The sequence below is a fragment of the Marinobacter sp. HL-58 genome, assembly GCF_001314605.1.
Lineage (GTDB): Bacteria > Pseudomonadota > Gammaproteobacteria > Pseudomonadales > Oleiphilaceae > Marinobacter.
Window position 1 is genome coordinate 434,550 of sequence record NZ_LIHP01000016.1, and the last position, 19,278, is coordinate 453,827.

At 58.9% G+C, this 19,278-nt stretch carries 19 protein-coding genes and 2 tRNA genes; 10 read left to right on the forward strand and 11 right to left on the reverse strand.

From position 1 onward, the window contains the following. Positions 1-14 precede the first annotated feature (14 nt). From HLUCCO03_RS14490 to HLUCCO03_RS14510, 5 genes are all read right to left on the reverse strand, one after another. Entirely contained in the window at positions 15-1,082 is a 1,068-nt protein-coding gene (locus HLUCCO03_RS14490) for a succinylglutamate desuccinylase/aspartoacylase family protein (protein ID WP_027831165.1), read from the reverse strand. Between the two features lies 1 nt (position 1,083). Continuing rightward, positions 1,084-1,989, reverse strand: a complete 906-nt coding sequence (gene rimK / locus HLUCCO03_RS14495) for a 30S ribosomal protein S6--L-glutamate ligase (RefSeq protein WP_027831164.1) — start codon at positions 1,987-1,989, stop codon at positions 1,084-1,086. Beyond that, positions 1,986-2,483 (reverse strand): RimK/LysX family protein, encoded by a 498-nt coding sequence (locus HLUCCO03_RS14500; RefSeq protein ID WP_051603782.1) that lies wholly within the window; start codon positions 2,481-2,483, stop codon positions 1,986-1,988. Before HLUCCO03_RS14500 ends, rimK begins: the two co-directional genes overlap by 4 nt. Then, positions 2,464-3,324: a mechanosensitive ion channel family protein gene (locus tag HLUCCO03_RS14505; RefSeq protein WP_036197313.1), complete on the reverse strand. Its 861-nt coding sequence runs from the start codon at positions 3,322-3,324 to the stop codon at positions 2,464-2,466. The genes HLUCCO03_RS14500 and HLUCCO03_RS14505 overlap by 20 nt, the downstream gene beginning before the upstream one ends. 75 nt (positions 3,325-3,399) lie before the next feature. Beyond that, positions 3,400-4,218: a hypothetical protein gene (locus HLUCCO03_RS14510; RefSeq protein ID WP_027831161.1), complete on the reverse strand. Its 819-nt coding sequence runs from the start codon at positions 4,216-4,218 to the stop codon at positions 3,400-3,402. A 106-nt stretch (positions 4,219-4,324) separates the two neighbouring features. On the opposite strand from HLUCCO03_RS14510, the gene phrB reads away from it, so the two are divergent. Beyond that, complete coding sequence (gene phrB, locus HLUCCO03_RS14515; RefSeq protein WP_027831160.1) at positions 4,325-5,725, forward strand: deoxyribodipyrimidine photo-lyase; 1,401 nt, start codon at positions 4,325-4,327, stop codon at positions 5,723-5,725. Positions 5,726-5,846: 121 nt separating this feature from the next. Here phrB and HLUCCO03_RS14520 read toward each other — a convergent pair whose 3' ends face one another. The 4 genes from HLUCCO03_RS14520 to hemA are packed head-to-tail and all read right to left on the reverse strand — an operon-like array spanning position 5,847 to position 9,798. Continuing rightward, a complete protein-coding gene (locus HLUCCO03_RS14520; RefSeq protein WP_027831159.1) occupies positions 5,847-6,596 on the reverse strand; it encodes a molybdopterin-synthase adenylyltransferase MoeB in 750 nt (249 codons plus the stop codon). Beyond that, positions 6,583-7,434: a peptide chain release factor N(5)-glutamine methyltransferase gene (prmC, locus tag HLUCCO03_RS14525; RefSeq protein WP_197025645.1), complete on the reverse strand. Its 852-nt coding sequence runs from the start codon at positions 7,432-7,434 to the stop codon at positions 6,583-6,585. The genes HLUCCO03_RS14520 and prmC overlap by 14 nt, the downstream gene beginning before the upstream one ends. Further along, positions 7,427-8,512, reverse strand: coding sequence for a peptide chain release factor 1 (prfA, locus tag HLUCCO03_RS14530; RefSeq protein ID WP_027831157.1), 1,086 nt, complete (start codon positions 8,510-8,512; stop codon positions 7,427-7,429). Before prfA ends, prmC begins: the two co-directional genes overlap by 8 nt. Further along, complete coding sequence (gene hemA / locus HLUCCO03_RS14535) at positions 8,509-9,798, reverse strand: glutamyl-tRNA reductase (protein WP_027831156.1); 1,290 nt, start codon at positions 9,796-9,798, stop codon at positions 8,509-8,511. Before hemA ends, prfA begins: the two co-directional genes overlap by 4 nt. 233 nt (positions 9,799-10,031) lie before the next feature. Here hemA and HLUCCO03_RS14540 point away from each other — a divergent pair, with 233 nt between their 5' ends. From HLUCCO03_RS14540 to HLUCCO03_RS14580, 9 genes are all read left to right on the forward strand, one after another. After that, positions 10,032-11,786 (forward strand): tetratricopeptide repeat protein, encoded by a 1,755-nt coding sequence (locus HLUCCO03_RS14540; protein WP_027831155.1) that lies wholly within the window; start codon positions 10,032-10,034, stop codon positions 11,784-11,786. After that, positions 11,783-12,421: a lipoprotein insertase outer membrane protein LolB gene (gene lolB / locus HLUCCO03_RS14545; protein WP_027831154.1), complete on the forward strand. Its 639-nt coding sequence runs from the start codon at positions 11,783-11,785 to the stop codon at positions 12,419-12,421. Before HLUCCO03_RS14540 ends, lolB begins: the two co-directional genes overlap by 4 nt. Then, on the forward strand, positions 12,418-13,275 hold the full coding sequence (gene ispE / locus HLUCCO03_RS14550; RefSeq protein ID WP_027831153.1) for a 4-(cytidine 5'-diphospho)-2-C-methyl-D-erythritol kinase: 858 nt from the start codon (positions 12,418-12,420) through the stop codon (positions 13,273-13,275). Before lolB ends, ispE begins: the two co-directional genes overlap by 4 nt. Before the next feature lie 19 nt (positions 13,276-13,294). Further along, positions 13,295-13,369, forward strand: a tRNA-Gln gene (locus tag HLUCCO03_RS14555). A 52-nt stretch (positions 13,370-13,421) separates the two neighbouring features. Beyond that, positions 13,422-14,372, forward strand: coding sequence for a ribose-phosphate diphosphokinase (locus tag HLUCCO03_RS14560; RefSeq protein WP_027831152.1), 951 nt, complete (start codon positions 13,422-13,424; stop codon positions 14,370-14,372). Positions 14,373-14,528: 156 nt separating this feature from the next. Next, positions 14,529-15,176 (forward strand): 50S ribosomal protein L25/general stress protein Ctc, encoded by a 648-nt coding sequence (locus tag HLUCCO03_RS14565; RefSeq protein WP_027831151.1) that lies wholly within the window; start codon positions 14,529-14,531, stop codon positions 15,174-15,176. Between the two features lie 30 nt (positions 15,177-15,206). After that, positions 15,207-15,797: an aminoacyl-tRNA hydrolase gene (pth, locus tag HLUCCO03_RS14570; protein WP_027831150.1), complete on the forward strand. Its 591-nt coding sequence runs from the start codon at positions 15,207-15,209 to the stop codon at positions 15,795-15,797. Between the two features lie 195 nt (positions 15,798-15,992). After that, entirely contained in the window at positions 15,993-17,084 is a 1,092-nt protein-coding gene (gene ychF / locus HLUCCO03_RS14575) for a redox-regulated ATPase YchF (protein WP_027831149.1), read from the forward strand. A gap of 89 nt (positions 17,085-17,173) precedes the next feature. Continuing rightward, positions 17,174-17,250 (forward strand) — tRNA-Met (locus HLUCCO03_RS14580). A gap of 56 nt (positions 17,251-17,306) precedes the next feature. Here HLUCCO03_RS14580 and HLUCCO03_RS14585 read toward each other — a convergent pair. Both HLUCCO03_RS14585 and HLUCCO03_RS14590 read right to left on the reverse strand, forming a co-directional pair. Beyond that, positions 17,307-18,311 carry an oligopeptide/dipeptide ABC transporter ATP-binding protein gene (locus HLUCCO03_RS14585; RefSeq protein WP_027831148.1) on the reverse strand — a complete coding sequence of 335 codons (1,005 nt, stop codon included), beginning with the start codon at positions 18,309-18,311 and terminating at the stop codon, positions 17,307-17,309. Continuing rightward, complete coding sequence (locus HLUCCO03_RS14590; RefSeq protein WP_027831147.1) at positions 18,308-19,276, reverse strand: oligopeptide/dipeptide ABC transporter ATP-binding protein; 969 nt, start codon at positions 19,274-19,276, stop codon at positions 18,308-18,310. The genes HLUCCO03_RS14585 and HLUCCO03_RS14590 overlap by 4 nt, the downstream gene beginning before the upstream one ends. Positions 19,277-19,278 lie beyond the last annotated feature (2 nt).

Consider the following 19,278-nt stretch of genomic DNA (forward strand, 5'->3'; position numbering starts at 1 on the left):
CACGCACCTCCCGATTATTTCTGGCGGTCATCCCAAGGGTGAACGGGGACAACATCGTCGCCCACATCCCCTTCGTAGCTGCTGCGGAAGTAATCCATGGCTTTCTCCGCCTCGCTGAGTTCGTCGAACCGGGCAATGTGATAGATCGCCTCACCCTCATTGACCAGCGGCAGGTTATTCACGCAGATCACAATACCCGAGCAGGGCGAGAGCACAGCGGTTTCCGACTCGCCGAACGGATCTGCCACCATGGCCAGCTTCTGGCCCTTGCGTACCTTCTGGCCCAGGCTGGCCACCGGTCGCATGATGCCGTCTGTATCGGTCCGCACCCACTGGGAGTTGGCGGCGGTTTCAGAACGTTTTCTCGGCGCCTTAGGGCCTTTTTTCGCGGGAATCATTTCCAGTTCCCGCATTACCCGGATCACACCTTTCACACCACTGGAAATCACCACATCATCAAATCGCAGGGCCTCGCCCCCTTCGAACGTGACCACGGGAATATCCTGGGAGTCGGCGTAGGCGCGCAGGCTGCCTTCCCGAAGGCTGGCGTTGATAATAATCGGTGCGCCGAAGGCCTCCGCCATGCGGATGGTTTCCGGGTTGGTCAGTTCGGCACGTATCTGCGGCAGGTTGAAGCGGTGTATGGCCCCCGTGTGCAGGTCAATAATGTGAGTGACATTTTCCATGATCTGGGTACGCAGCAGGTAGGCGATGCGCCCGCCCAGGGAACCGGACTCAGTACCCGGAAAGCAGCGATTCAGATCCCTGCGGTCCGGCAGGTATCGGGTACGCTGCACAAAACCGAAGATGTTGACAATGGGCACGGCCACCAGGGTGCCCCGCAGATGCCGCAGAGCCGAGTTGGTCAGCACCCGGCGTACGATCTCCACGCCGTTGATTTCGTCCCCGTGAATGGCACCGCACACCATCAACACGGGGCCGCTGCGGCGGCCATGGACCACTTCCACCGGAACGTGGAGCGGCGTGTGGGTGTACAGCTTGGCTACGGGTATTTCCACGGTTTGCCGGGTTCCGGCCTTTATCTCGTTGCCGGCCATGACGAAGGGGGCACGGGCGGCCATCTCAGCCTCTCCCCTTGGTGCGGGTTTTCCAGGGTTGCTGGTTCTTTTCCGTCCAGTTCATGATCATGCCGGCCACATTCTTGCCCGTGGCATTTTCGATGCCTTCCAGACCCGGCGAGGAGTTCACCTCCATCACCAGGGGACCGCGGCTGGAGCGCAGCAAATCCACGCCGGCTACGTTCAGGCCCATGGATTTCGCCGCCGTAATCGCCGTACGGCGTTCTTCCGGCGTAATGCGAACGAGCGACGCGGTGCCGCCCCGGTGCAGGTTGGAGCGGAACTCACCCTCGCCGCCCTGTCGCTTCATGGCTGCAATTACCTTGTCACCAATCACGAAACAGCGGATATCAGCGCCACCGGCTTCCTTGATGAATTCCTGCACCAGGATGTCGGCCTTCAGGCCCATAAAGGCCTCGATTACACTTTCCGCCGCCTTGCGGGTTTCCGCCAGTACCACTCCGATACCCTGGGTACCCTGCAGCAGCTTGATCACCACCGGGGCACCCCCCACCATCTTCAGCAGTTCCGGCACGTTATCCGGCTTGTTGGCAAATCCGGTCACCGGCATGCCGACACCTTTGCGGGCCAGCAACTGCAATGAACGCAGCTTGTCGCGGGAACGGGTAATGGCGACGGACTCGTTGACCGGAAAAACACCCATCATCTCGAACTGGCGCAACACCGCCGTGCCATAAAAAGTAACCGACGCGCCAATCCTGGGGATCACCACGTCAAAATCTTCCAGCACTTCCTCATGGTAATGGATCCGCGGATCCGCAGAGGTAATGTTCATGGAGCAATGCAGGCAGTCGATAACCTTTACCTCATGGCCCCGGTTAACCCCCTCCTCCACCAGTCGACGTGTTGAGTAGAGATGACGGTTTCGCGACAGAATCGCAATCTTCATTTTATCGTCCTTAGGGCCGGCTCACCGGCAAGATAGGAACATTCAGGAAGTACAATGGCACGTCTGGCCATTGCCGTTCGACCAAGCAGCATACGAAAACGCATGGAGTCACGATTGGTCAGGGTCATTTCAATGGGCCACTCCGTATTACCAATGACCAGGCGGGTTTCGATAACCAGCCGCAGTTCTTTATGGCCTCCGGAGTCCGACACATTGCGTTCATCCAGTACCAGTGCATCGCATTCCACCACATGATGCAGATCGTTCTGCACCGGGTGAACCCAGAAACGGACCCGGCGTTCTCCATTTTCGGTATAGGGCTCCGTCCGGAAGGTATGGAGGCAGGAAGTGCGGGCCCCGGTATCCACTTTGGCCTTGATGCGGGAGATATCAAAATCCGGCAAGGCTACCCATTCTCGCCAGCCAAGGGCCAGTTTTCCGCCTGTGTCCGGCACCTGGCCGGCTGTTCTGGACTCATCCTTTCGGGTCGGCATCCGGATCTCCCTTGCTGGTTGTGGTTTCCGGGCGGAGCAGTTGCACCCGGAATGGCTCGGAATGGCTTCCGGCATAGATACTTGTATGAGGAAAAGGTATTTCAATCCCTTCCTCGTCCAACGCTTTCTTGATAGCGACCATCATCTGACTTCGACCTTCCAGTACCTGATTGCCCGGCACCCAGAAAGAAAACTGCAGGTCTACCGAGGATGGACCAAATCCGGTCACCAATACAAACGCCCTGGGCTCTTCCAGGCAGGCGCTGTTCTGCCTGGCCAGATCCAGAAGCAGTTTTTCCACCCGCTCCACATCTTCTGCGTAGGCGATGCCAACCGTCAGGTCCATACGGCGGATGGGAAAGCGCGAGCGGTTGACGACCCGGGTCTTGATCAGTGTTTCATTGGGAATGCGCACATAGAGGTTGTCCGGCGTGCGCAACTTTACACTCAGCATATCAATAGAGATCACTTCACCGACAGTGTTCTCCACCTCAATAAAGTTGCCAATTTCAAAGGGTTTTTCCACCAGCAGGAACAGGCCACTGATCATGTTGGAAGCGGAAGTCTGGGATGCAAAACCGATGGCAACGGTCAGTATGCCGGCAGCACCCAGCACTACGTCCAGGGAAAAACCGGCCTCCCGCAGTGCGGCGACGAAGAACAGCACCAGTATAAGGTAGAAAACCAGCCGCCTGATCATGACGGTGTGATGCCTCGAGGCCCGGTCCTCCATAAAACGGGAGACGCCACGGGCAGCAAATGATGCCAGCAAAACGCCAAGAATCAACAGGAACAGGGTGCTGAACCACTTGCCCCAGGCGATGGCACCAAAAAACTGCATCAGACTGCCTTCAAGTGACTCTATCAAGTAACTGACTCCATCCGCTGTGTAGGTGTCGGTGCCTGACGGCTAGCATCAGCCAAAAATTCGATCGTAGGCACGCACCAACCCGCCACGGGCCGATTGCTCCCGGGCCGGAGCAACCAGCGTACAACGCCCGGCGGCACTGATGAGTTGCTGGTCAATTTTCAGGCGTGCAGAGCTCATGTCGGTCTCACAGGTTACGGTCACGCCGGGCGTCCAGAGCTGGCCCTTGTCGTTGCGATGCAGTGACAGCAAAGGGGTCGGAAGATTGAATCGTTCCAGCAACAGCGGTTCGTGTCGCTGATTGACAATCCGTACCGGCGTTACAGCCCGCCAGGGGCGCTTGGGAACGGCGTCCAACACCAGCCTGGCAAAGGTTGCAGCGGCATAACAGAGCTCGCCCTCCATGGTGGTCCGGCCCACCCAGGTCAGTGACGGATCCGCCAGCGGCAGTTCCATCAGGTGCATCTTCCGGCTCCCGGCCAGAATCCGCATCCACAGCAACGTCCCCACGTATATTGTGCATTCACTGTCGGCCGGGATGGTTAAAGGTTGGAAGGGACGAATCACCGTGGCAAGACTCGACATCGCCGGCAGGTACTCAATTTCATTACCGTCGTCCGGACGCACGAAACGCTGAACGCTCAGATCGGGATCCGGTGAGGCGCCAATCACCCCTTGCAGCCAGCGCTCCAGATCTTCCTCTTCAGGCATCCGCTGGTAGCGAATCTGCCATTCCTGCTCCAGCAGCGTTACCCAGACCCGGGTATGGCTGAGCTCATGGTACTGGGTCTGTCCGGGTTCCAGTGTATAGGGTGTTGCCCATTGGCCGTCCTGCATCGTGCGCTGCGTTTCCAGACTCGTTGTCATCCTCACCCTTTATCCATGGATTCTGGCATTAACTATAATCCAATCAGCACGTTCCAGCGAATATCCCGCCGTGCCCGTGAATTCTTCATCCAACACAGGAACCACAATGACTCAGCTCGTCTGGTTCAGAAATGATCTTCGTGCCGCCGATAACCCTGCCCTCACGGCCGCCTGCAAAAGCCGGCATCCGCTAAAGGCCTGTTTCATTGTTACGCCGGAACAGTGGCGAGAGCACGACTGGTCACCGGCACGGGTCCGTTTCGTGCTCGACCACGCCAATGCCTTGTCGGAAGAACTGTCCGGGCTGGGCATTCCGCTGTCGTTCATCACGGCATCGAGGTTCACGGACAGCGTTGAAAAACTGGAGGAGTTCTGCCGGCGCGAGAGTATCCGGCATGTACACTTCAACGAGGAATACGGAGTTAACGAAAGACGCAGGGACAAGGCTGTCAAACAGGCGCTGGACGATACCGGCATTGCCGTCAACAAGTACCGGGACCAGACCGTGGCGCCTGTCGGCAGCATCCTGACCCGGCAGAACGAGCCCTACTCCGTGTTCACGCCCTTCTCGCGACGCTGGCGCAGCTGGATTGACGAGGCCCGCCCGACCCTGTTTCCTGTACCCGAACCGGTTGGCGATCCGGTGGAACCAGCCCGTTATGACGACTACCCGCCAGGCTTTGACAATCCGCCGCCGGGGCTGGTGGCGATCGGAGAAGACTCTGCCCATCAGCGCCTGGAGCAGTTCCTGGATAACCGCGTAGGCGACTACAAAAACCTTCGCGACCTGCCATCGGTGGACGGCACCAGCCTGTTGTCGCCCTACCTGGCCAACGGCGTGCTGTCCGGCAGGCAGTGCCTGATCGCTGCCCGCCAGCATCAGGGCCTTGGTGGCAACCAGGAAGGCCTGGCCACCTGGACTAACGAAATCGCCTGGCGGGATTTCTACATCAATATTCTCTACCACTATCCGCGGGTGAGCATGCACCGGGCTTTCAAGCCGGAGACCGAGGCGCTGAAATGGAATACGCCCGGTGAAAAGTTTGAAGCCTGGAAAGCCGGCAATACCGGCATTCCCATTGTTGATGCAGCCATGCGCCAGCTTAACCAGACCGGCTGGATGCACAACCGCCTGCGCATGATTACGGCGATGTTCCTGACCAAGAATCTGTTTATTGACTGGCGCCTGGGTGAGGCATATTTCATGTCGAAACTGGTGGACGGATTCCTGGCCTCAAACAACGGCGGCTGGCAATGGAGTGCGTCCACCGGTACGGATGCGGCACCCTATTTTCGCGTGTTCAACCCAGCCACGCAGAGTGAGCGGTTCGACCCTGACGGCGAATTCATCCGCAAATATGTTCCAGAACTGGCAAAACTGGATAACAAGCGAATTCATCAGCCTTGGACCTCTGGTGTCATTCCCGGCAGATACCCGAGACCGATTGTTGACCTTAAGGAAAGCAGAAAAGAAGCGATAGCAAAGTTTCAGGCACTGAAGAACTAGGGGAATCGGCGGGCAGGCTCTGCCAAAACCGTGCGGAGCCATGGATGGCGGAGCCGAGCGTACAGGGAGGTATTCACAGCGTGTTTTGGCAGAGCCTGCCCGCCGGTTCCGACTCCCAAGCCTAACGGCCTGAGCAGACAGGGCAACCTTGGTCTCTTGAAAGTTTCATTTCCCGCCATTCCATTTGCCACGCATCCAGAATCAAGAGCCGACCAATCAAGGGCTTGCCGACGCCGGTGACCACTTTAATAGCCTCCATGGCCTGGGAGGCACCGATCATGCCTACCAGCGGCCCGATAACCCCTGCTTCGGAACAGGTGAGGTCCTCATTACCCTGCTCTGGATATAAACAATGGTAACAAGGGCTCGCTTCGTCACGAACGTCATATACCGATAATTGGCCTTCTCCACGAATAGCCGCACCCGACACCAACGGAACGCGGGCTGCAACACAGGCTCGATTTAGGGCGAAGCGGGTGTTGAAGTTGTCGGTGCAGTCAACCACCAGGCTGGCAGATGCAACCTGACGCTGGAGTTCGTCTCCTGCGAGGCGCTCGGTCAGAGTTGTTACTGAAACCTCCGGGTTTATCCGCCGTACCCGGTCCGCCAGGCGTTCGGCCTTGGATTGGCCAATATCGGACTGTTCAAACGCAATCTGGCGTTGCAGGTTGGCGATCTCCACTTCATCGTCGTCAACCAGGGTGAGATGGCCGATCCCGGCCGCGCCAAGGTAGAGGGCTACCGGGCAACCCAGGCCGCCGGCGCCTACTACCAGAACCCGGGCGGATTTCAGTCTGGTCTGGCCGGCGATGTCGAACCGGGGCATCAGGATCTGGCGGCTGTAGCGCAGCAGTTCTTCATCGTTCAGCATGGTGTTTTCTCCCGAGGGTAAAGCGGTCGCGCCGGCCATAGTCCTGGCGTGTTTCCACACTGGTCAGTCCCGCGCTGGTAAAAAGCGCTCGCACCGCTTCACCCTGATCGTAGCCATGTTCCAGTATCAGCCAGCCGCCGGCGTTGAGCCAGGCCGGTGCTTCGGCGGTAATGTGGCGGATATCATCAAGGCCGTCGTTACCGGACACCAGGGCTGACGCCGGCTCAAACCGCACATCCCCCTCACCCAGGTGATGGTCGTCGCCTGCAATGTACGGGGGGTTGGAAATAATCAGATCAAACGTAGCAGCCGGTAGGCCTGCGAACCAGTTACTCTGCGATATTGTCACCGGCAGGCCGAGCCGGGCGGCATTTTCGGTTGCCAGTTCCACTGCCGCCTCGATGGCGTCGGATGCGGTGACACGCCAGCCGGGTCGTTCACTGGCCAGGGCCAGGGCGATGGCGCCGGTGCCTGTACCAAGATCCAGCACATTGGAATGTTCCGGCAGATCCAGAATCAGGGCGGCTTCCACCAGGCACTCGGTATCCGGCCGGGGGATGAGTGTGGACGGGTTAACTTTCAGTGGGAGTGACCAGAATTCCTGTTCGCCAAGCAGGTGCGCTACCGGATGGCCAGTCCGGCGCAATTCCACAAGTCTGTAAAAGCGGGCGATGTCAGTAGCGCTTACCTTACGCTCCGGCCAGGCCCGAAAGGCGGTACGGGACCAACCGGTCACAGAACCCAGCAACAGTTCCGCATCCAGGCGCGGGGTATCGCCTCCGATAACCTCGGCGGCCTCTTTCAGCAGGGATTCACAGGACAGGGTCTGATCAGTCATCAGCCAGGGAGGCCAGAAGATCAGCCTGATGTTCCTGCTGCAGGGGGACGATGACAGCGTCCAGGTCACCGGTGATCACTTCATCCAGTTTGTACAGGGTCAGGTTGATGCGGTGGTCGGTAACCCTTCCCTGGGGGAAGTTGTAGGTGCGGATGCGTTCTGACCGGTCGCCGCTGCCCACCAGGCTTTTACGGGTGGCGGCCATGGTTTTCTGCTGCCGCTCGATTTCTTCGTTCTGGAGGCGGGAGGCCAGAAAACTCATGGCCTTGGCCCGGTTCTTGTGCTGGGACCGCTCTTCCTGGCACTCCACCACGATACCCGTGGGGATATGAGTGATGCGAATAGCGGAATCGGTCTTGTTGACATGCTGGCCGCCGGCGCCGGAGGCGCGGAAGGTGTCCACCCGCAGGTCGGATTTGTTGATCTCGACTGCCTCGGCTTCGTCCGCTTCCGGCATCACCGCCACTGTGCAGGCCGAGGTATGAATTCGGCCCTGGGACTCGGTTTCCGGCACCCGTTGAACCCGGTGTGCACCGGATTCGAACTTCAGAGCACCGTATACGGCACTGCCGGCTATGCGGGCGATGATTTCCTTGTACCCGCCATGCTCTCCCTCACTCGCGCTGATAACCTCCACCTGCCAGCCCTGACGCTCGGCGTAGCGCATGTACATCCTGAACAGGTCACCGGCAAATATGGCCGCCTCGTCGCCACCGGTACCGGCGCGAATCTCCAGGAACACGTTCTTGCCGTCGTTGGGGTCCTTCGGCAGCATCAGGCGCTGGAGTTCTTCGTCCAGTTCTTCACTTTTCCGCTCTGCCAGGGTCAGTTCTTCTTCCGCCATGGCGCGCATGTCTGCGTCACCATCCCGGGCCAGTTCGGCGGCCTCTTTCATATCCTCGCGGGTTTGCTGCCAGGCCTGGAAGCAATGAACAATGGGTTCGATTTCTGCAAACTCCCGGGAAAGATCCCGGAACCTGTCCTGATTGGCAATCGTCTGCTGATCGCTCAGCAACGCGCTGACCTCCTCGAAGCGGTCAACAAGCTGCTCAAGGCGGGACTGGATCGATGACTTCATAGTTTTTCCGGAATGATGGGCGCGTCGGCATCCAGTACGTCAAGCTGATGCAATTCTCTGAGCCATTCAGTAACTTCGGTCCTGCCTTCCGTGGTCGCTTTGCGCACCTGGATGGAAGGCTCGTGGAGCAGTTTGTTGGTCAGCCCCCGGGCCATGCTTCTCAGCACTGTCTCCGGGTCGGCGCCATTGCGCAGAGCCCGGACAGCCTTTTCGGTTTCCGCATCCCGCAGGGTTTCCGCCCGCTGGCGGAACTGCTTGAGGGTAGACACCGCATCCAGCGCCCGCAACTGGCTGAGGAACTGCTGCACACCGTCGGTTATGAGGTTTTCTGCTTCCCTGGCGGCACCCTCACGGGAGCGCACGTTCTCCTCGATAACCTGGCGCAGGTCATCGACGGTATAGAGGTAGACATCCGCCAGGGAACTGACTTCCGGCTCGATATCCCTGGGCACGGCAATATCCACCATGAAATAGGGGCGGTGCTTGCGTTTCTTGAGTGCTCTCTCCACGGCGCCCTTGCCCAGAATCGGCAGGGGGCTGGCGGTGGAGGAAATAATGATATCCACATCGGCCAGGTGGTCGGGAATATCCGAGAGCAGAATGCCTTGCCCGCCCCGGGATTCAGCCAGTGCCTGGGCACGCTCCAGGGTGCGGTTGGCCACCAGGAAGTTGCGGACGCCGGCATCGGCCAGATGCCGGGAAACCAGCTCGATGGTCTTGCCGGCACCAATCAGCAATGCCTTGTTCCGGGACATGTCTGCAAAGATATGATGCGCCATGCTCACCGCAGCGTAGGCCACAGACACCGGATTCTCACCAATGGCGGTTTGCGTGCGAACCCGCTTGGCCACCGAGAAAGTCTGCTCGAACAGGCGCGACAGGAAGGCACCACTGGCGCCGTGTTCCCGGGCCATAGCGTAGGCATCCTTGAGCTGCCCCAGTATCTGGGGCTCACCCAGCACCATGGAGTCCAGCCCCGCCGCCACCCGCATCATATGACGAACGGCGTCCGCATCCCGGTGCACGTAAAGTACTTCTTCCAGGTCCCCGGCTTCCATATCATGAAAACCCGCCAGCCAGCGCAACACGGCTGGTGCACAATCGTCGTCCCCGGCCAGGTATAGCTCGGTACGGTTGCAGGTGGAAAGAATGGCCGCTTCGCTGGCACCGGACGTCGCACGCAATTCGGCGAAGGCTTCGGCCATACGCTCGGGAGTGAACGCGACGCGCTCACGCAACTCGACCGGTGCGGTACGATGGTTGATTCCGAGGGTGACCAGTGCCATATCGGGGTTAGACTGCCTTATGCCTGAAGAAGACGTAATATTACCGGTATTTTAACGGTCAGGGGCTTCCATCGCCACCCAAAACCGCCATGGTATCGGGAACTGCTGACAGGTTGGGCAATATCAGGCGCTTGTGCCATCATAGAACCTCGTTGCTTTACGCCACATCTGAGACTGCCGCCAGAGTCAGCCCGGCCGATCAGGTGCACTGTACACAGATCATGGGATGTTGCATGCAAAAGTCCGCATTACTGCTTGTTACCTGCCTGTTTGGGCTCTCACTGTCCGGCTGCGCTTTCCTCCAGGGTGACCAGGAACAGCAACCCGACTCCTCGCAGGAGGATACCGGAAACACTGAGGCGCAGGCTGAACAGGAGCCAGAAATCCGCTACGCCGACTTCGAGCCAGAAGAACTGTACCTGCTGCTTTCCGGCGAGGTAGCCGCCCAACGGGGCCGTTTCGACGTAACGCTTGTCAACTACATGAAAGCGGCACAACTATCCCGCGACAAGGCGGTGATCGAGAGAACCATGCGCATTGCCCAGTCCCTCAACGCAGACAATGCGCAGAAGAAACTGGCCACGTTATGGCTGGATGTCGACCCCGACAACATGCAGGCGCACCGGGTCTCAGCTATCCAGGCAGTGAAGGAGAACGACCTGGAAACCGCCCTTGGCCATATGGAGCGCATCATGGATCTGGGCGGCGATGCTGATTTTGACAGCCTTGCTGCCATGGCCGGCAACCTGCCACCGGAGCAACAGCAGGAACTGCTGCGGCTATACCGGCAGATGGAGGAACGGCACCCGGACGATCCGGAGCTTCAGTACAGCATCGCGCTTCTGTTAAAGGTCACCGGTGAACCGGAACAGGCCCTGGACGAACTGGCGCCTCTGCTTGACCGGGAACCGGACTTCCAGCCCGCGCTGGTGCTCAAGGGTGACCTGCTGTACCAGACCGGCGAGAAACGCCAGGCACTGGACCACCTGCTCAGCAATACCCGGCGCTTTCCGGACAACCGCCAGATGGGCACCCTCTATGGCCGTATGCTGATCGGCGAAGGTGAACTGCAGGCGGCACAGGATGAGTTCAGCAGACTGGTCAGGCGCTTCCCCGACGTTCCGGGCCTGCGCCTCTCCCACGCCCTGGTGGCGCTCGAGAATGACCAGACCGACCTTGCCCGGGAGGAACTGACCCGGCTGATAGAACAGGGCCACCACACGGATGAAGCCCACTATTACCTGGGACGGATTGCCGATGAACAAAGCGACGCCGAGCAGGCCATCGGCTACTACAACAACGTAGAGAAGGGTAACTACTACTTCCCGGCCCTGGCGCGGGCGAGCGAACTCATGGCGGAACAGGGCGAGCTTGATGAAGCACTCACCGCAATACGGGAACTGAGAGACAACAATCCCGATCAGGAAGAGAATTTCCACCTGCTGGAAATAAACCTGCTCCTGGACCAGGAAGTGAACGAGCAGGCCCTGGAGGCCGCCAACAGTGCCCTGGAAGACTACCCGGACAATGTCCGCATCCGCTACGCCCGGGCCATGCTGCTGGACTCCATGGATCAGTCGGACCAGGCAGAGGCAGACCTGAGACGGATCATCGACGAGCAACCAGAAAATGCCGTAGCGCTCAACGCCCTTGGCTACATCATCACCACCCGCTCTGATCGCTATGACGAAGCAAGAGACTATATAGAACGGGCACTGGAGATCGACCCGGAAAACCCCGCCATCCTCGATAGCATGGGCTGGGTTCTCTATCAGCAGGGTGAAATCGAAGAGGCTCTGGAATATCTTTCCCGCGCCTGGGAAGCCTATGCCGACCCGGAAGTGGCCGCGCATCTGGGCGAAGTGCTCTGGCAGACCGGCGAGCGGGAACAGGCACGAATGATCTGGGAAGAAGGTTTTGAGCTGGACTCCGACCACCCGATACTGATCGAGACCGTTGAGCGGCTGACGGGGGAGCAGTCCCCGTGAGATTACCGGTTATTGCCCTCACTCTCGCCACACTGATCGCCGGAGGTTGCACCTCATTTCAGGTTGAGCCGCTGCCGGATGGCCTGACAGAGCAACCACCGGCAGGCTGGAATGAAGACCGCGCCCAACTCGACCGGTTCCGGCAGTGGGAGCTCAGCGGCAAACTCGCGGTCAAGCAGCCTTCCGACAGTGGTACTGCGGTGATCAACTTCTGGAAGCAGGACGAAGACGCCTACGAACTGGAACTCTCCTCGGCATTTCTCGGCATGGGTCGCACAACCCTTGAAGGCGTGCCAGGCTTCATAGAGCTTACGCTACCGGGTGGCGACCAGTATCGGTCCGGCGACCCTGAAGCCCTGATTGAGTCAGCTACCGGCTGGCTGCTACCGATCAACAGCCTGACCTGGTGGATTCGCGGGCTGCCCGGCCCCGATGGTGACTTCCGGCTGTTCTTTGACGAACAGGACAAGCTGGCAATGATTCGCCAACAGGGCTGGGAAATCCGCTACGACCGCTGGAAAACATTTATCGACGATTACCCGCCATTGCCAGCCCGGATAACCGCCGTCAAAGGCGAGAAGCGCGTCAGGCTGGTTGTCAGCAACTGGCAGCAGCTCGACGGAGAAACCCGGTGAGCTCTCTGACACTGCCCTCACCGGCGAAACTGAACCTGTTCCTGCATATCCTGGAGCGCCGGCCTGACGGCTACCACGAGCTGCAAACCCTGTTTCAGTTTCTGGATTACGGTGACACCATTACCCTGACACCCCGGGCCGACCGCCGCATCGTCATGGAGCAGTCGGTGCCGGGCGTAGCCGACGAAGACAACCTGGTTATCCGCGCTGCCCGACAGCTGGCGGCAACCACAAACACAGCGGTCGGTGGTGTCAGTATTGCCATCGACAAGCGCCTACCGATGGGGGGTGGCCTGGGTGGTGGCAGCTCCAATGCCGCCACCACACTGCTGGGGCTGAACCGTCTGTGGGGGCTCAATCATTCCCTGGATGAGCTGGCAGAACTGGGCCTGTCCCTGGGCGCCGATGTACCGGTGTTCGTTCACGGGCACGCCGCATGGGGCGAAGGTGTCGGTGAACAACTGACTGACGCCAATCCACCGGAAGACTGGTTCGTGGTTATAAAGCCACCCTGTGATATAAGCACGAAAGAGATTTTTTCCGAGCAAGGGTTGACAAGGGATACCCCCGGAATCAAAATAGCGCCCGCTTTTGAGGGAGACGCCTCGAGGTACCGAAACGACTGTGAGGATGTAGTTCGAAGACTGTATCCTGAGGTTCATCAAAGCCTGGAGTGGCTTGCACAATTCGGACCTGCAAGATTAACCGGAACCGGGGCTTGCATATTTGGACGTTTCCCGACAGAATCCGCAGCCCGGATTATCTGGGAAAGCAAACCCTCCGGCATCACGGGGTTCGTAGCTCAAGGGGTGAACATTTCACCACTTCACAAAAAGCTGACAGAGCTGAAATGATGCCAAAAAAGCACGATACTGGGGTGTCGCCAAGTGGTAAGGCAACGGGTTTTGATCCCGTCATGCGCAGGTTCGAATCCTGCCACCCCAGCCACCTTTCTCCCGCTTCTTCTGAATCAAACGCCGTTACCGAGAAGGATGCCGTCGTGTCCAAACTGATGATTTTCACTGGCAACGCCAACCCTGAGCTTGCCAAAGCCATCGCCCAGAAACTCCACATCCCCATGGGCCAGGCCACCGTTGGAAGGTTCAGCGACGGTGAAACCACCGTCGAAATCAACGAAAACGTTCGCGGGCATGATGTCTTTATCATCCAGCCCACCTGCAACCCCACCAACGACAACCTGATGGAGCTGATTGTGATGGCTGACGCCCTGCGTCGTGCCTCCGCCACCCGGGTTACCGCGGTTATTCCCTACTACGGCTATGCCCGTCAGGACCGCCGCGTTCGCTCCACCCGTGTTGCCATCAGTGCGAAAGTGGTTGCAGACATGATTTCCAGTATTGGCGTCGACAGGGTTTTGACACTGGACCTGCACGCTGACCAGATTCAGGGGTTCTTCGACATTCCGGTGGACAACATCTACGCCACCCCGGTCATGCTGGAAGATATCGAGAAGCAGCGTTTTGAAAACTTTATCGTGGTATCACCGGACGTGGGCGGTGTGGTTCGGGCCCGCGCCGTGGCGAAACGCCTTGATGACGCCGACCTGGCCATCATCGACAAGCGTCGCCCGAAAGCGAATGTATCGCAGGTCATGCACATTATCGGCGATGTGAAAGACAAGACCTGTATCCTGGTGGACGATATCATCGATACTGCGGGCACCCTCTGCAAAGCCGCCAATGCGCTGAAAGAGCATGGCGCTGCCAAGGTCGTTGCCTACATCACCCATCCTGTCCTGTCCGGGCCGGCTGTCGACAACCTGAATGCCTCCGAACTGGACGAACTGGTTGTCTGTGACACCATCCCGCTGGGTGACAAAGCGCGCAATTGTGATAAGATCCGCATCCTCAGTATGGCTGGCCTGCTTGCGGAATCCATTCGTCGCGTCAGTAACGAAGAATCCATCAGCGCGATGTTTGAGAACGCCTGATCAGCTAACAGCCTGATTTACAGAGAAGAATCCAGACCGGGAGCCCAGTGGGCTCCCGGTCTGTTTAGTCCGCCGGAAAAGCTTCCGGCATTTCGCAAATGTCACCTGTCCAGGACCTGGTCGCGGGCCGTTCGGGTGAAAATTGAGGTTATAACCATGTCTCAGGAATTTCTTATTGAAGCATTTCCTCGTGGTGATCAGGGGAGAGGTGCGAGCCGCCGCCTGCGTCGTGAGGAGCGTAAAATTCCGGCCATTATCTATGGCGGGAAGAAAGAAGCCACTCCGATTTCCATCTGGCACAATGAACTGAAAAAAGCCCTGGAAAACGAAGCCTTCTTTTCACACGTTCTGACCATCGAACTGGAAGGCAAGAAGGAAAGCGTGATCCTGAAGGACCTGCAGCGTCATCCGTACAAGCCGCTGCTGACCCACGCCGACTTCCTGCGCGTTGACAAGGATCACGAGATCCACGTTAACGTACCGCTGCACTTCCTGAATGAAGACTCTGCTGCAGCCATCAAGCTCCAGGGCGGCGTTGCCAACCACCAGATCACCGAAGTGGAAGTGATCTGTCTGCCGCAGAACCTGCCCGAGTTCATCGAAGTCGACATGGCTGAAGTGGAAATGGACCAGGTCGTTCACCTGAGCGACCTGAAACTGCCGAAGGGCGTTCGTGTTGCCGCCCTGCTGCAGGGTGAAGACCACGACCTGCCGGTTGTCGCCATCCACAAGCCTCGCGGCGCCAAGGTTGACGACGAAGCAGAAGACGGCGAAGAAGGTGAAGAAGGCGAAGACAAGGAGTAATCACTCCTGGAAGGATGAGGGCAGCGGCAAATGGCACAGGATATCCTCATGGTGGTGGGGCTGGGTAACCCCGGCCCTGACTATGCGAATACCCGCCATAACGCCGGCGCCCTTTTCGTCGAAGCTCTGGCCCGTGAAGCGGGCCAGACGCTCCGCCCCGAAAAGAAGTTCCACGGGCTCTACGCCCGCATTCAGATGCAGGACCTTGAACTGCACCTGCTGAATCCCGCCACCTATATGAACCGCAGCGGCCTGGCTATCAAGGCACTGGCGGACTTTTTCAAGATTCAGCCCCAACAGATTCTGGTCGCCCACGACGAGCTCGACCTGCCTCCCGGCACCGCCAAACTCAAGAAAGGCGGCGGCCACGGCGGACACAACGGCCTGCGGGATACCATCGCCCACCTGGGCACCAACGACTTCCAGCGCCTGCGCATCGGTATAGGCCACCCCGGCGACAGCCGCCAGGTCACCGGCTATGTGCTCGGCCGCCTGGGCAAACAGGAAACCGAAGAGCTCAACGCCGTGATCGACGAGATCATCCGCGTACTGCCGGATGCCGCCAGCGGCAAGCTTCCGGCCGCGATGAACCGGCTCCATAGTTTCAAGCCAACCCCCTGAGCCTGTCCGCGCGCCGGGCGCATTGCACTTTGTTGGATTACGCCTGCGGCTAATCCAACCTACGATTTAACAGGCCTGGAGTAGGTCGGATTAGCGAAGCGTAATCCGACACCCCTGAAGATTTCCCTTATTCGCTTACACCCCCATACACCGGTATAATCCGCCCAAATTTTTCATACCCAGCAGAGGCACTCCATGGGATTTAACTGCGGCATCGTCGGCCTCCCCAACGTCGGCAAATCCACCCTGTTCAACGCATTGACCAAATCCGGCATCGGTGCAGAGAACTTTCCCTTCTGCACCATTGAGCCTAACGCAGGCGTCGTGGCCATGCCGGACCCTCGCCTGAACAAGCTCGCCGAGATCGTGAAGCCGGAGAAGGTGGTGGCAACCACCATGGAGTTCGTCGATATCGCAGGCCTTGTGGAGGGCGCCTCGAAAGGCGAAGGCCTGGGCAACCAGTTCCTGGCCAACATCCGCCAGACCGACGCCATTGCCCATGTGGTGCGCTGCTTCGAGGACGACAACGTCATTCACGTTGCCAACAAGATTGATCCGGCTTCGGATATAGAAATCATCAACACAGAACTGGCCCTGGCTGACCTGGATACCGTCGAGAAAGCCATCAAGCGGGTTCAGCGAGTCGCGAAAAGCGGCGACAAAGAGGCCAAAGCCCAGCTTGAAGTCTTCGAAACCCTGCTTCCGGTGCTGAACGAAGGCAAGCCGGTCCGCAGCATGAACCTCGACAAAGAGAAGATGGCGCTGATCCGCGAACTCTGCCTGCTCACCGTCAAGCCGACCATGTACATTGCCAACGTCAGCGAAGACGGATTCGAGAATAACCCTCACCTGGACACCGTCAAAAGGATTGCGGAATCCGAGAACGCGGTTGTTGTACCTATCTGTAACAAGATAGAAGCTGAAATCTCCGAACTGGAAGACGATGAGAAATCCATGTTCCTGGAAGAAATGGGTATGAATGAACCTGGCCTGGACCGGGTAATTCGCAGCGGCTACGGCCTGCTGAATCTTCAGACCTACTTCACCGCGGGCGTCAAGGAAGTCCGCGCTTGGACGGTAAAAGTGGGCGCTACGGCACCCCAGGCGGCAGGCGTGATACACACCGACTTCGAGCGCGGCTTCATCCGCGCCGAAGTGGTGAGCTACGAGGATTTCGTCAGGTACAACGGCGAAGCCGGCGCCAAGGAAGCCGGCAAGTGGCGCCTGGAAGGCAAGGAATACATCGTGCAGGACGGCGACGTCATCCACTTCCGGTTTAACGTGTAATTTTCTGAAAAAGCGGGCCCCAAGCCTTGACAGCGGGGGCCCAAATACTGAAAATACGCGCCTCGTTTGGGCTTGTCCCATAACGAAATGGCAAGGTAGCTCAGTTGGTTAGAGCACGGCACTCATAATGCCGGGGTCGGCGGTTCGACTCCGCCCCTTGCTACCAGTATTCAAAAAGCCTGGCTCGAGAGAGTCAGGCTTTTTTCATTCCTGGCACCCCTTCTACCTATCTTCCCGCTCCACATAATGGCAAGCCACCCAATGCCCTGCTCCGGTCTTGTCTTCCAGTACCGGCACTTCCTTACTGCAATACTCCGTTGCCAACGGGCAGCGCGTGCGAAACACACACCCACTGGGCGGATTCATGGGTGAAGGCAGGTCCCCGTCCAGTATTGGTGGTGTTTTAGCCTGTTCCCTGTCCGGGTCCGGGACTGGTACGGCGGCCATCAGGGCCCGGGTATAAGGGTGCCTGGGGCCGGCGTACAGGTCAGCGCGGGAAGCGGTTTCCATTACCTTGCCCAGGTAAAGCACCATGACCCGGTCACTGATGTGCTTCACCACGCTCAGGTCGTGGGCAATGAAAATCAGTGACAGCCCCATTTCCCGTTGAAGGCTTTTCAGCAGGTTGATCACCTGGGCCTGCACGGACACATCCAGTGCGGAGACGGGTTCGTCGCAGATAATCAGTTTCGGCTCCAGGATCAGCGCCCGGGCGATGCCTACCCGCTGGCACTGGCCGCCGGAGAATTCGTGGGGATAGCGGTTCTTCTGGTGGGAGTGCAGGCCGACGCGGTCCATGATGGCGTCCACTTTCTCCCGCAGCTCGGCGCCCTTGATATCCGGGTAGTGAGTACGCAGCGGTTCGGCAATGATGTCGCCAACGGTCATTCGCGGTGACAGCGACGCAAGCGGATCCTGGAACACCATCTGCAGACGCTGGCGCCGTTTACGCACCTGTTTCAGGTTCAGCCCCTGCAGGTCTTCACCAAGCCAGACCACCTTCCCCGACTGACTGGGCACCATGCCCATGATCGCCCGTGCCAGTGTGGACTTGCCGCAGCCGGATTCGCCCACAATACCCAGGGTCTCCCCTTCGTTCAGGGTGAAGTTGACGTTATTCACCGCCCGCAGCTGCTGCGGTCTGCTCCAGGGCCAGGCGTTACGGGGCATGATATCGAAGGTCACCTGCAGGTTCTCCACCACCAGCAGGGGCTGGCGTTCGCTCATCGGATCGCCTCCCGTGGCAGATTACAGACCCTTATCCTGTCCGGTTCAAAATGCTCCGGAGGATCCAGCTCGTGGTAACAACGGGGCTCGGCAACCGGGCAACGGTCGCAGAACGGACAACCCGGTGGCAGGTTCATCAGGTTGGGCGGATTACCGGGAATCGTGACCAGCTCTTCAATCTGCTCGTCGATACGGGGAATGGCGCCCATGAGCCCCTTTGTGTAGGGGTGTGACGGATCCCGGAACAGGTCCCGGGTGGCGGCGTATTCCATCATCTGTCCGCCATACATCACCAGGGTCTGGTCGCAACTGCCGGCCACCACGCCCAGGTCATGGGTGATCAGTATGATGGCGGTGCTGAATTCCTGTTGCAGCTCCCGCAGCAGGGCCATCACCTGCGCCTGTACGGTGACATCCAGGGCGGTGGTGGGCTCGTCGGCAATCAGCAGCTGAGGGCGGCACAACAGGGACATGGCAATCATCACCCGCTGGCGCATACCCCCCGAGAACTCATGGGGGTAGCGGTGGATGCGGTTGCGGGCCTCGGGGATACGCACCGCGTCCAGCATCTGCAGGGACTCCTGCAGCGCCTGCTTGCGGCTGATGCCCTTGTGTTGCACCAGTACCTCGGTGAGCTGGTCACTGACTTTCATGAACGGGTTCAGGGAGGTCATCGGGTCCTGAAAGATCATGCCGATACGGGCTGCACGAATCCGGTTCATCTGTTTTTCCGGCAGGTTCAGCAACTCCTCCCCTTCGAACATCACCTCACCGCTCACCCGGGCGTTGTCCGGCAGCAGCCCCATCAGGGCAAACACACCCTGACTCTTGCCGGCGCCGGACTCCCCCACAATCCCCAGGGTCTGCCCGGCCTCGAGTCGGTAGCTGAGCCCCCGCACCGCCTGCAGGGTGCCGTCGGGCGTGTCAAACGCCACTTTCAGGTTGTTCACTTCAAGCATTGCCATAG

Excerpts from the sequence above, each read along its gene's own strand:
- HLUCCO03_RS14490 (WP_027831165.1), bottom strand. The coding sequence starts at position 1,082 with ATGGCCGCCCGTGCCCCCTTCGTCATGGCCGGCAACGAGATAAAGGCC.
- rimK (WP_027831164.1), bottom strand. The coding sequence starts at position 1,989 with ATGAAGATTGCGATTCTGTCGCGAAACCGTCATCTCTACTCAACACGT.
- HLUCCO03_RS14500 (WP_051603782.1), bottom strand. The coding sequence starts at position 2,483 with ATGCCGACCCGAAAGGATGAGTCCAGAACAGCCGGCCAGGTGCCGGAC.
- HLUCCO03_RS14505 (WP_036197313.1), bottom strand. The coding sequence starts at position 3,324 with ATGCAGTTTTTTGGTGCCATCGCCTGGGGCAAGTGGTTCAGCACCCTG.
- HLUCCO03_RS14510 (WP_027831161.1), bottom strand. The coding sequence starts at position 4,218 with ATGACAACGAGTCTGGAAACGCAGCGCACGATGCAGGACGGCCAATGG.
- phrB (WP_027831160.1), top strand. The coding sequence starts at position 4,325 with ATGACTCAGCTCGTCTGGTTCAGAAATGATCTTCGTGCCGCCGATAAC.
- HLUCCO03_RS14520 (WP_027831159.1), bottom strand. The coding sequence starts at position 6,596 with ATGCTGAACGATGAAGAACTGCTGCGCTACAGCCGCCAGATCCTGATG.
- prmC (WP_197025645.1), bottom strand. The coding sequence starts at position 7,434 with ATGACTGATCAGACCCTGTCCTGTGAATCCCTGCTGAAAGAGGCCGCC.
- prfA (WP_027831157.1), bottom strand. The coding sequence starts at position 8,512 with ATGAAGTCATCGATCCAGTCCCGCCTTGAGCAGCTTGTTGACCGCTTC.
- hemA (WP_027831156.1), bottom strand. The coding sequence starts at position 9,798 with ATGGCACTGGTCACCCTCGGAATCAACCATCGTACCGCACCGGTCGAG.
- HLUCCO03_RS14540 (WP_027831155.1), top strand. The coding sequence starts at position 10,032 with ATGCAAAAGTCCGCATTACTGCTTGTTACCTGCCTGTTTGGGCTCTCA.
- HLUCCO03_RS14565 (WP_027831151.1), top strand. The coding sequence starts at position 14,529 with ATGTCTCAGGAATTTCTTATTGAAGCATTTCCTCGTGGTGATCAGGGG.
- pth (WP_027831150.1), top strand. The coding sequence starts at position 15,207 with ATGGCACAGGATATCCTCATGGTGGTGGGGCTGGGTAACCCCGGCCCT.
- ychF (WP_027831149.1), top strand. The coding sequence starts at position 15,993 with ATGGGATTTAACTGCGGCATCGTCGGCCTCCCCAACGTCGGCAAATCC.
- HLUCCO03_RS14585 (WP_027831148.1), bottom strand. The coding sequence starts at position 18,311 with ATGAGCGAACGCCAGCCCCTGCTGGTGGTGGAGAACCTGCAGGTGACC.
- HLUCCO03_RS14590 (WP_027831147.1), bottom strand. The coding sequence starts at position 19,276 with ATGGCAATGCTTGAAGTGAACAACCTGAAAGTGGCGTTTGACACGCCC.